At 53.6% G+C, this 1,306-nt stretch carries 1 protein-coding gene; it reads right to left on the bottom strand.

All coding sequences use genetic code 11. The features are described from left to right. Positions 1-22: 22 nt before the first annotated feature. A protein-coding gene (locus tag JTP09_RS09915) for an IS3 family transposase (RefSeq protein ID WP_204878305.1) occupies positions 23-1,257 on the bottom strand; the annotation gives its coding sequence in 2 pieces (ribosomal slippage) (positions 23-966 and positions 966-1,257; 1,236 coding nt in all). Positions 1,258-1,306 lie beyond the last annotated feature (49 nt).

Here is a 1,306-nt window from a genome sequence, read left to right as displayed (position 1 = left end):
TGAAGTGCCCCGGGTTTTGTTCCTAGGCATTTGCCTTGATTTCTATTCTCTCGTGATTTGGATTGCCAGTCCAAAACCCTGCTTCTACCTCTGTCGGCGTACGGTAACCGAGACTTTGGTGAAGCCGTGATTCGTTCCACCACAAGACCCACTCAAACGTCGCAATCTCAACATCAACCACGTCAGTCCACGACCGCCTATGAATAAGCTCATTTTTGTAAGAACCGTTGACGTTCTCGGCCAAAGCATTGTCGTAGGAGTCACCGACTGTCCCAGTAGAGGCAGTGATTCCATGCTCAGCAAGGCGCTCATTATAGACAATGCTCACATACTGCGAGCCGTGGTCTGAATGGTGAATCAGTCCCGTTGTTTCCTTTGCGCATACAATCGCCTGGTTGAGTGCTTGTAGTGGCAACGCTTCCGTGCGCATCGTATCTGATAATGCCCATCCGACAATTTTGCGGGAGTACACATCGGTGACAAAAGCGGTGTAGACGAACCCATTACCGGTACGGACGTAGGTAATGTCAGCCACCCATAACCGATTCGGCCCAGGGGCACGAAAATCACGGCCTACCAAGTCAGGGCGATTATCCGAGTCCTTGGACCTGCGAGTTGTCACAGGCAACCGGCCTTTACCTTTCCCACTGACTCCAGCAAGGCGCATCAGGCGAGCGGTTTGCTCACGGCCGATGTCGATTCCTTCACGGCGTAGAGCATGCCACATCTTGCGGATACCATAGACTGCGTAGTTTTCTTCATGAACCTCGGCAATACGCCTTGTCAATGCGGCGTCGCGAAGGCTGCGGGCACTTAATCCCCGGGCTTTTGACTGACGGTATCCGCGTGAGGAAATGAAGCCACCTTGCCGATTGCTCTTCAACGTCTGACAGATGAACTCGACTGTGAAACGATCCCGGTGTTCATCGATGAACTGGATCATTTCCGACGTTTGGGGTCGAGTTCTGAGGCGAAAAAAGCTGACGCGGCCTTCAACAACTCGTTAGTGTCGCGAAGCTCCTGATTCTCACGACGCAGCTTGGCCACCTCTGCAACGAGATCTTCAGGTAAAGGATCAATTGCCCTGCCTTCGCGACGGGCCGCCTGAGCCCACTGCCGGGCAGTATGCCACGAGACACCCAGTTTCGGGGCCACGATCTTGCACGCTTCCTGCATGGAGATCCCCTCCGCCAGGATGCGGTCCTCAACAAGGCGGACCACCCGATCCTTGGCATCCTGATCAAATTTCTTCGGCATGTTCCAGATTTTCCCATCTACTCAAACGGAACAAAACCTGGGACACTTC

Origin of the sequence: Rothia sp. ZJ1223, assembly GCF_016900985.1 — a bacterium.
Taxonomy (GTDB): domain Bacteria; phylum Actinomycetota; class Actinomycetes; order Actinomycetales; family Micrococcaceae; genus Rothia.
The sequence above is the reverse complement of the archived record's forward strand: the minus strand, read 5'-3'. Positions and strand labels throughout refer to the sequence as shown.